An 8383-nucleotide genomic window follows, 5' to 3' on the forward strand; every position below is an offset into this window, starting at 1 on the left:
AATTTTGTTATGAAAAAAGAGACACGCACTAAACATAGCCAAATATGCAATAATTTGATGAACTATATTTATAACCATATTGACACCGACATCAATATTGATGAACTTTGCATTGATTATGGTATCAGCAAATTTCATCTGCATCGAATCTTTAAAGAGGAGTTTGGAAAAAACATCTATGAAACCATCAAATCCATTCGTCTTCAAAAGGCTTCAACGCTTTTAATCACCAATAAACAATCCACTATCACTGAAATTGCCAAAATGTGTGGTTATAGCTCTCAAACTTCATTTATACGTACATTTAAAGAACGTTTTAATATGACACCAAAACAGTGGAAAAAAGGTGGATATTTAACATACTCAACTGAAATTTTACACATGTCAAAAAGCGCTTTACTCTCAGATGCATCTTTTCATGAAGTGCACCCAACCATTGTAAAACTTCCTTCCATGACAGGATACTATATGAGACACAATGGATATAATAGAAGTATCAAACAAACATGGGAGAAACTTCAAGTATGGACGATGAGTAATGAAATCAATGAGTATGCACAAATTGGTTTTCATCATGATAACCCTATTTTAACGCCACTTAATGAGTGTCAATATGTTGCTTGTGTGGTTTTAAAAAAGGATAAGCACCATTTCAGTTCATTGCCTTCTTTTACTATTCCCAAAGGCATTTATGCTAAATTTCATGTCACGGGTGTGTATGGTGATGTGCTTAAACTCATACAGTATGTCTATCATACTTGGCTTGTAAACAGTGGGTATGAAACGACCACCCACCCTTCCTTTGCCATATATCACAAAAACCACTTTTTAAGTGAAGATGGAGCATTTGATTTGGAGTATTATGTGCCTATACAGTTGATTTAATCCTCTAAACTCAATGCTGTTTCTGTATACCGATTAAGATCAAACAGACCATAATGAACGGGATCTTGTCTTTGGAACTCTGTATCAAACCAATCAAATATTTCCCAAAAATCTTCATCGGCTCGATTGACCACAAACTTTGAAAGCAATGCTTGATGTTTTGGATTATTTACATCATAGTTTTGTACCAATTCAAAAAATTGAGGCAACTCATCTTGCATTACTTCAACAAATACATTGGGATATGATCCAACAAAACCATTGATAAAATTAATGGTATCTTTACTTGGGTCTAATCGGTCTTGTTCATCAAACATAAAAGCAACGTTTCGGTGCCAACGATTGACAACCACACTATAAACAAGATTTTCGCCTGAGTTCATTTTAATTCTCATATAAACTAAATTGGATTTTGAACCCGTAAAATGCATGATAATATCAGATGTATTGGGTAAACTGATGGTTTTAAACGTCTCATTTATTTGTGCTTTTGTCGTATATTTATCTAAAATGGGAGTGGCTACATAACCTTGTTCAATAAAATTAATACTGTCTTTTTTTATGCCCGTATGTTGTAAAACTTTTTGAACAAACTCCTCTTTGTAGGCTTTGGTTTTATACTCTATATTGGTATGTTGTTTGGTTTTGGTATAAACATTAAGTTGGTCATCATCCCACCCTTCATACCAGTGTTCAAAATACTCTTTTCTTGAATGTTGAGGCAGATATTCTAAAAAGTTGCTCTCCCCTTCTAAGCGCAATTTATCCATATATTTTCGCACTAAAAGTTGATGTGCCGTATTTCCAAAAATATCAAACCCAGCAACCAAAGAGTAGTAAATTCTTTCAACCAAAGAGTAGTCAATCACCCAAAGAGTCTTCGGCATATTCCCCCATGCTCCTTTATGCACCGAAGCAGAATCAAAATGTCGATAGATGGTTAAAATGGCATCATTGTTTTTTCCACCATTGCCTTTCCAAATTGAATTTAAAGGCAATCCTTTTGGAAAATATTGTTTGTATGTGGTATCTTTATTGACATAATACTCTTTGGTTTTTTCATAACCTTTGTAAATGTCAATCATCTCAAATAAGCCCAAGTCAGTGCCATACTCATTAGGAATTGAAAGATTCTCTAAATTATCATGTAAAAAATATTTATCATACAGTGCTACATCATACTCTGGGTCTAAAAACATCACCCAAAAGTGGTCTTGTATCACATTGAGTGCAATTTGACCTTTACACACAGGTCCTCGAATAAAGGTCATGATAAAATAGTGTATATCATCCAATAAGAACTGGTAACGACTCTTTGCTGGAATTTGCTCAAATGTTTTTAGAGCATTGGCTGCCGTTTCATGTTTATATGATGGCATATGAGGTTTAAGTTCCCAATTTGGGTATAAAAACAGCTCTTTATAGCGCGATAATTTTCTATCATTCATCTCATACACCATGTGTGTTTTATGCACAATGGTCGAATCAATCTTTCTAAATCGGTAATAAAAAGGTTGAGAGGGTTGATCAAAAGGAAAACGTGTTGCAATGATTTGCACAGGCTCGCCTGTTGGTGTAGATGAACGCACCAGTTCAAAAAAGTTCCCACTCTTTTTTTCAAATGTGATGTGTGCTAAAAAAAGGTGTTCATAGATATAACGAGCTGTAACTTGATGCTTCATATTCACATCATTTAAAAATAATTCCCATTTTCGAATCTGTTTTTTCTCTAAAGTGGTTTTCTGCTCTTTAATATAATCATTTTTCAACCCATCATCTAACCATGTTTGCACCAAATTATACTCATTTTTTGTCAATGCAGGGAAACCATATGGCATCCCTTTATAGGGGTTTTCTTCTAAATAATCAGCCAACTCTTCTTGGTTTTTTACACACATGAGTTCATCCGTTTCAGGGGAAAAAGTACCAAAACTTTTTGGGTGTTTTGTTTTATGATACAAATAGTGCATCATAATTGAACCTGTTTGCCTTTTATCTTCATTTCTTAACGTTTCACTGACAGAATAAAAACCTTTTGTTCGCCACTCTTGCTCTGAATTAGCATCAATAAAAAGACGTGTTGGATCAATAGCACTCATTCTGTTTGCATAAACATCAATCTTAGAAGCACCTCTTTGTAAACCATCATATGATGAGAGTTTGAGTTGACAAGGGGAGTTGTAGCATGAATGACAAGAGACACACCGTTTATCTAAAATCGGTTTAATATCTTGCGTATAAGAGATATCATGATTGACCTTCTTATATTTGACAGGCTCTAAATCTTTAACTGAACAAGCAGTAAAGAGTGCGGTAAACAATAGTATAAAAAGTAGGTTGAATTTCATAGAGGTTCCATTTATGTGATGTTTGATTATACTTTTTTTAAGTTAATTTAACTTTAACACCTTTATAAAATAAAAATAACCTGTAGTATCCCAATAATTAGTGTTTTTTAAAAATAAATAACTTTTTTTCTTAAACTCTGTTTAATATTGGAAAGAGTAAAATTAAGAATAATTGAAGTTAAGGAGTTGATCATGACTATTAATAACACCAACAACTTACCTACGTATGATTATAATAATAACCAACTCAATGGTTCTTTGAACAGAATCGCAACGGGGTTATTGATTAATCAAGCTTCAGACAACGCCGCTTCACTTGCTATTTCAGAAAATCTCAAAGTACAAGCAAGTGGGTTATCGCAAAGTCTAGAGAACGTAAACAGTGCCTTAGCTTTAACACAAATTGGAGATAGAGCATTTGATGAACAATCAAATATTTTAGACAGTGTTAAATCAGACCTCTTAAAAGCATCAACTGCTACAACAAGCCAAGAGGGACGAGAAGCATTGCTTTCAAATATCCAAAAAGGGTTAGAGCAACTCAATAATATTGCAAGTACGACAAACTATAATGGTACCACACTGCTTCAAGCAGATGCAACAGACACGAGCGCCAGTCAAAGTTTAGAGTTTCAAGCAGGTGAAGGAAGTGCAGATACCATTGAAACAACAGCGGTACAAGCCAACACCACAGGTTTAGGGCTGGACGGATTACTCAATCAAGACCCAGCAACATTTGATGCCTCAACAGCACAAAGTTTCTTGGATACGGTTGATGATGCCTTAACGCAGCTTAACAGTTATCGTGCAGATTTTGGTTCAACAGCAAATCAATTACAAAGTGCCAACAGTAACTTAGCGACGCAATACACCAATACGGTTGCCGCCAACTCTGTTTTAATTGATTTGAATTATGCCAATGAAGTTTCAAACTTCTCAAAACAAAATATTTTGGCGCAAGTTGGAGCACTGGGACTCGCACAATCAAACAATATTACACAACAAACTGTACTTCGACTTCTTCAATAACATCAAAGTCATGATTGACTTTGGTGTGACTACACTCTTTCTAAACAATATTTCTGTATCATATTAAAAATTCTTATATAAGGAACATTATGTTAAAACTTTTAAAACTCCTTGTAATTGGTCTATTATTTTTTAGTATCAGTTATGCAAGCAGTGTTACAGATGTAACCAAAACAAAACTCAAAGAGATAGAAAACTTAGAACTTTTTCAAAAAGCAGAGATTAAAATACTTAAAGTATACGACGCAGGAAGCCTCTATATCTTAGATACTTTAATTCAAGAAAATCGGCAAGAGCTTCTTTTAACCAAAGACAAACTTACCCTCATTACAGGAAAAGCAATTGATGTAAAAACAGGTCGACAAATCATTATTCCAGTGGATATGTCGGTTTTAAATGGGAAAGAGGCAGTAGCCTATGGAACAGGAAATGAAGAGTATTATGTCTTTACAGATCCAGAATGTCCTTACTGCAAAAAATTTGAATCATTCTATCCAAAAATCAAAGACAAAGTGACACTCAAAATCTTTTTTTACCCATTAAGTTTTCACAAAAATGCACGAGAGATGTCGATGTATGTCTTAAGCAAAAAAGGAAACGAAGAGAGAATTAAAACCATGCTCTCTATCACACCTGATTCAAAAGAGTATGTCAACAGAAAAATAGATGACGATACTCGACTGAAACTGGAAGCGATTTTAGACGAGCATATCAATATTGCACAAAACCTAAATGTATCTGGAACACCCAGCGTATATGACAAAGAGGGACGAAAGATCTCATGGGCACAACTGCTTATGAGTCATGGTGTAAATTTAGAATAAATAAGCAGACTTTATGTCTGCTTATACTATGAGTTGAACCACAATATACCCTGCTAGCATTAACCACCCAAATAAAACTCCCGCTAAAATAAATGGTTTTATTCCTACACTTGTAAATTTTGAAACATGTGTTTGCAAACCCAAAGCCAACATTGCCATGGTCAATAAAAATGTATCAAAATCATTGATGTACTCAACTGCTTTTAAAGGCATAATACTCAAAGAGTTAAACCCTATAACTACAATAAATATCACTGCAAACCAAGGAACAACCACCTTTTTTTTCTCACTTTCAGTACTTTGCTTTATCCCCACAAAAACCAATACCAATAAAAAAGGTGCTAAAAGTATGACTCGAATCATTTTTTCAATCACAGCACTGTTCGCCACTTCGTTATTCACAGCATTACCTGCGGCAACCACATGAGCTACTTCATGCAACGTTCCACCCAAAAAGAGTCCAAAAGTGTGTGCATCCAAATCAAACCACCCTATTTGGTATAAAGAAGGATAAACAACCATGGCAATACTTCCAAAAATAACCACAGTAGATACTGCTACAGCACTTTTATATGCTTCAGATTTCAGTACCGATTCTGTAGCAAGCACTGCTGCTGCTCCACAAATTGAGCTTCCAGCTGCGGTTAAAATTGTTATCTCATTGTCCATGTTTAACACTTTAATACCAATGATATAACCAATTATAAATGTACTTGCCACAATAAACAGTGCAAACATAAAACCGCCTAAACCAACTTCAAATATGTTTTGTACAGTCAATCTAAAACCGTATAAAACAATACCTAGTCGCAGTACTTGTTTGGTACTTAAGGCCATGCCGTAATGTAAATAATCACTCCACTTTTTTTTCATAATATGTATTAAAACAATACCTAAAAGTATGGCAATGATTAAAGGACTGATGCTTAATGTTTGTATCACATCAATATGAGAAACAAAGATTGAAAAAGATGCCAACAAGGCAATAATTACGACTGAAATAAACTGTTTTTGTCTCATATTTTGTACCTTTTTTTGAAAGTATAATCTTTTTAGTTTAATTTGTAAAATATATTATTTTAAATATAATGATTAATATTTCTAATAAGGAAAAGAATGACACTTAAAGAACTGCACTTTTTTTATGAACTTACTCAAACACCGCAAGTTACTCAAGTGGCAAAAGAGCTTAATATCAGCCAATCTGCTCTCTCATTGGCGATTAAATCTTTGGAGCAGAAACTGGGAGAAAGCCTATTTGACCGAGTTGGTAAAAAATTGGTACTCAATGAACGGGGTCGTTTTTTTAAAGAACAAACTTATGCACACTATGTAGCACTTAAAGATGCCCAAACACTTTTTCAAACCAATCAACTTGCGGGTAGACTCAATATTGCTGCAAGTAAAACCATTTCAAACTACCTTATGCCCGATATCTATTTTAATTTTTTAGCAACACACAAAGAGGTCTCTTTTGATATTAACTCCATTAATTCCACTCGAATTATTGAACAAATTGTCAATTCCAAATTGGATATTGGCTTAATAGAGACCAATTTATCGCACTCAAATATCATAAAAGAGCACTTATGTGATGATGAACTCATTGTCGTAACCAGTGATAAAAACTCTCCCAGAAAGCTTTTTATTGACACCATAGAAAAAAAGTGGATTTTACGAGAAGTGGGTTCGGGAACACGGGAAATTTTTATAGATTGTTTAGGCGATATGGCAAAAGAGTTAGATATTTTTATGGAGTTACACAGTTTTCAGGAGATTAAATCCATCTTGTTAAAAAACCCCAATACCATCAGTGCCATTTCAAGAGTAGCAGTAGAAAAAGAGCTGAAAGATCAAACCCTTTTTGAAATAAAACTCATTAATATAGAGTTCAAACGCGCCTTCTCTTTGATTTATCACAAAGACAAATCAAAAAGCTTGCTCTTTAACACCTTCATTGAATTTTTAAAAAAATCGTTACAAACTTGAGTAGACTTGTTATAAAAACTTTTTTCTGCACCAAAGTTCAAAACAGCGATTGGTAATATAGTATCGATTATCCTCTTTATCAATGATTTCATCTTTATACAGATTTCGGATGGCAGTATTTAAAGAAGATTTCGTCATTTGGAGTTTAAAAAGCGTCTCTTTGGTATAAAGTTCAATACCATCCGTAATAATAATGGCTTTCAGTGCTACTTTTTTGGGTATGCTTAAACGATCCAAAAGCATTTTAAAATAACCACTTTTACTCTCAAAAAGCTGTTGGCACACTTCATCAATGTCCTCTTTGGTAATTTTTTGATTGATGTTTTGTTCCCCTTTATAATAAAGATGATAACAAAACTCTTGTATGAGTTTGGTCTCTCCATCGGTTTTGGCATATAAATACTCAAACTGCTCTAAATCAAGTCTTCCCTCGAATTTTTTGTCCACAAAAGCATAAAATTGTTCCAAAGGAATAGCTTTAATTTCCATCTGCTTTACGGTGTCATACAAAGGAGATTTCTTTTTAGAAAACAGGTCTGTTAAAAGATGTCTTTTTAAGCCAGTAAAAATGTAATTAACCTCAGGATATTTCTCCATAAATTCATGCAAGATAAAGGCAATTTTTGTATCTTTAATGGGCATAATTTGTTGAAATTCATCAAAAGCAATCACAACTTTTTTGCCATAATTTTCTGAAAGCTTTTCAAGACCTCGATAGATATCTGACATCAACTCTTCAAAATTATACGAGTTAAGTGTTGGGATAAACTCAATGTCACCGTCATCTTTTATGGTTGCAGAAAACGTGACTCGGTTAAAAAGTTCTTTAAGCTCTTTAAGCACACTCTTGTAGTTGCAAGGCATATTAAAAGCAATCTGCTTATAAAATACCTTAATAAAATCAATCGCATTGTTGATGTCAAACAAATCAATATAAATTGGAATATAGTGTTTTTTATCAATTTTATCGGCAAAGAAAACTTTTATTAAAGAGGTTTTCCCCACTTTTCGTTTTGAATATAAAAGCACATTCAAATGATTTGAAATCATCTGTTCTAAGTGTTCCAACTCTTCATCTCTGAAGCAAAAATTTTCATCACAACACGAATTCTGATATAAAAAAGGATTCATGTTTCTCCTTCATCAAATTATTTTCTGCGTTTATCACTTTTAAGAAATGATTTAAATAACAGTTTTAAAAACTTAATATACGCAAAAAATTCAAAAAATAATTTATTTAATTAATAAAATAAATTTACTCTATAAGTTTAATGTTTTTCTAATATATAAATTTATTATTTTTTGTAG

At 33.3% G+C, this 8383-nt stretch carries 7 protein-coding genes; 4 read left to right on the top strand and 3 right to left on the bottom strand.

Translation table 11 applies throughout. The features are described 5' to 3' along the window. The first annotated feature begins 9 nt into the window (after window positions 1–9). Window positions 10–885, top strand: a complete 876-nt coding sequence (locus tag CRV04_RS04805) for an AraC family transcriptional regulator (protein ID WP_128995672.1) — start codon at window positions 10–12, stop codon at window positions 883–885. Here the strand turns inward: CRV04_RS04805 and CRV04_RS04810 are convergent. Continuing rightward, window positions 882–3233, bottom strand: a complete 2352-nt coding sequence (locus CRV04_RS04810; RefSeq protein WP_128995673.1) for a fatty acid cis/trans isomerase — start codon at window positions 3231–3233, stop codon at window positions 882–884. The two genes, CRV04_RS04805 and CRV04_RS04810, sit on opposite strands and share 4 nt — an antisense overlap. 192 nt (window positions 3234–3425) lie before the next feature. Here CRV04_RS04810 and CRV04_RS04815 point away from each other — a divergent pair, with 192 nt between their 5' ends. Continuing rightward, window positions 3426–4262: a flagellin gene (locus CRV04_RS04815; protein WP_128995674.1), complete on the top strand. Its 837-nt coding sequence runs from the start codon at window positions 3426–3428 to the stop codon at window positions 4260–4262. Between the two features lie 89 nt (window positions 4263–4351). Next, window positions 4352–5086, top strand: coding sequence for a thioredoxin fold domain-containing protein (locus CRV04_RS04820; protein ID WP_128995675.1), 735 nt, complete (start codon window positions 4352–4354; stop codon window positions 5084–5086). A 21-nt stretch (window positions 5087–5107) separates the two neighbouring features. Here the strand turns inward: CRV04_RS04820 and CRV04_RS04825 are convergent, their stop codons facing one another. Continuing rightward, the gene (locus tag CRV04_RS04825) at window positions 5108–6106 is read right to left on the bottom strand and encodes a YeiH family protein (RefSeq protein ID WP_128995676.1); all 999 of its coding nucleotides are present in this window, start codon (window positions 6104–6106) and stop codon (window positions 5108–5110) included. Between the two features lie 96 nt (window positions 6107–6202). Here CRV04_RS04825 and CRV04_RS04830 point away from each other — a divergent pair, with 96 nt between their 5' ends. Further along, the gene (locus tag CRV04_RS04830) at window positions 6203–7075 is read left to right on the top strand and encodes a LysR family transcriptional regulator (RefSeq protein WP_128995677.1); all 873 of its coding nucleotides are present in this window, start codon (window positions 6203–6205) and stop codon (window positions 7073–7075) included. A 9-nt stretch (window positions 7076–7084) separates the two neighbouring features. On the opposite strand, the gene CRV04_RS04835 is transcribed toward CRV04_RS04830, so the two are convergent. Next, the gene (locus CRV04_RS04835) at window positions 7085–8206 is read right to left on the bottom strand and encodes an AAA family ATPase (RefSeq protein WP_128995678.1); all 1122 of its coding nucleotides are present in this window, start codon (window positions 8204–8206) and stop codon (window positions 7085–7087) included. Window positions 8207–8383 lie beyond the last annotated feature (177 nt).

It is taken from the genome of Candidatus Marinarcus aquaticus, from assembly GCF_004116335.1.
In the GTDB taxonomy this organism is placed as follows: Bacteria; Campylobacterota; Campylobacteria; order Campylobacterales; family Arcobacteraceae; genus Marinarcus; species Marinarcus aquaticus.

Excerpts from the sequence above, each read along its gene's own strand:
- CRV04_RS04805 (WP_128995672.1), top strand. The coding sequence starts at position 10 with ATGAAAAAAGAGACACGCACTAAACATAGCCAAATATGCAATAATTTG.
- CRV04_RS04810 (WP_128995673.1), bottom strand. The coding sequence starts at position 3,233 with ATGAAATTCAACCTACTTTTTATACTATTGTTTACCGCACTCTTTACT.
- CRV04_RS04815 (WP_128995674.1), top strand. The coding sequence starts at position 3,426 with ATGACTATTAATAACACCAACAACTTACCTACGTATGATTATAATAAT.
- CRV04_RS04820 (WP_128995675.1), top strand. The coding sequence starts at position 4,352 with ATGTTAAAACTTTTAAAACTCCTTGTAATTGGTCTATTATTTTTTAGT.
- CRV04_RS04825 (WP_128995676.1), bottom strand. The coding sequence starts at position 6,106 with ATGAGACAAAAACAGTTTATTTCAGTCGTAATTATTGCCTTGTTGGCA.
- CRV04_RS04830 (WP_128995677.1), top strand. The coding sequence starts at position 6,203 with ATGACACTTAAAGAACTGCACTTTTTTTATGAACTTACTCAAACACCG.
- CRV04_RS04835 (WP_128995678.1), bottom strand. The coding sequence starts at position 8,206 with ATGAATCCTTTTTTATATCAGAATTCGTGTTGTGATGAAAATTTTTGC.